This is a genomic window from Lentimicrobium sp. L6 (genome assembly GCF_013166655.1).
Taxonomy (GTDB): Bacteria; Bacteroidota; Bacteroidia; order Bacteroidales; family UBA12170; genus UBA12170.
In genome coordinates, this window is the sequence record NZ_JABKCA010000173.1 from 1 (window position 1) to 1,249 (window position 1,249).

Below are 1,249 nucleotides of genomic sequence, written 5' to 3' on the forward strand. Positions count from 1 at the left end.
GCTGCATTTTTTCTCTAAAATGCTCAGTATATAACGGTGCGAAACTTCAGTTAATAATATTATTGCAGGTTTGCCAGGAGCAGAGGAGGGTTATTCATTAAAGCAATTTCAATCTGTTTTAAATACTTATCAAACCATTGGAGCAGAGGAGCTCAGAAATAATTTGGTTTCATTTCTAAAACAAATTATACCAGTTGCAGAGGAGTCTAATGTTTTAATGGCCATTCATCCCGACGATCCTCCATTTCCTATCCTAGGCATCCCCCGTATTGTTAGTACTGAAGAGGATGCCAGTAAAATAGTTGATGCAGTGGATAGTCCAAATAATGGTTTGTGCTTTTGCACGGGTTGTTATGGTGTACGAGTAGATAATGATCTTCCACGAATGGTAAAACGCTTAGGACATCGTATGAATTTTGTTCACTTAAGAAGTACTTCTCGCGATGAAGCAGGAAATTTTCATGAAGCCGATCATTTGTCAGGTGATGTAGATATGTTTGAGGTCATGAAGGCCTTACTTCAAGAACAGAAAAAACGAATTAAAAATGGTAGACTAGACTATCGATTACCCATGCGCCCCGATCACGGCCATCTAATGATCGATGACTTAGGAAAAAAATCAAATCCAGGATATAGTGCTATTGGTAGACTCAGAGGACTAGCAGAATTAAGAGGTCTTGAACTTGGAATTAAATATTCAATTACTAGTTTGGATTAATGGAAAGGTTTCTCCTTCGATGCACTTCGATGAAATGACAAAAGAAGTAGTATAGCCTTTTATTGTTGATCATGAATAAAGGATAAACCGAACGCTCGGTATGCTCCCTAAGTACTTTAAAATGAATTATGTTTCAGATTGATTATTAGTACTTGTAAAGGTAAAGAAAGATTTCTCTTCCACTATGTTCCATCGAAATGACTGAGTTATTGTGTGTAGCTAAGGGCGCACAAAATCAATTACATTGACATTGGTATTTGTGCGCCCTTTCTTCTAGTTATTACGTTGTCCGTCATTTTGAACGCAGTTAGAAATCTCTTGTTATATTGATAGCTTTCTTCCTCCATTACATTTCGAAGGAGAAGTATGCTTCGACTGAGAAATCTAATTTAAAAGGGATAAAGTTTCTCCTCCAGTTTACGTAAGACCCAAAAAAGAGAGATTCCAATTAAGAGGAATCTCTCTTTAAAATTTATAAACCTGAGTTCGATTATAAAAACAGAGCTAATTGATCGTCTTTCTCCAAATCAT

General features: G+C 36.3%; 1 pseudogene. It reads left to right on the forward strand.

Features of this window, described 5'->3' with window-relative positions:
- Positions 1–49: 49 nt before the first annotated feature.
- A pseudogene (gene uxuA / locus HNS38_RS20060) lies at positions 50–718 on the forward strand (mannonate dehydratase); the annotation flags it as partial.
- Positions 719–1,249: the final 531 nt, after the last annotated feature.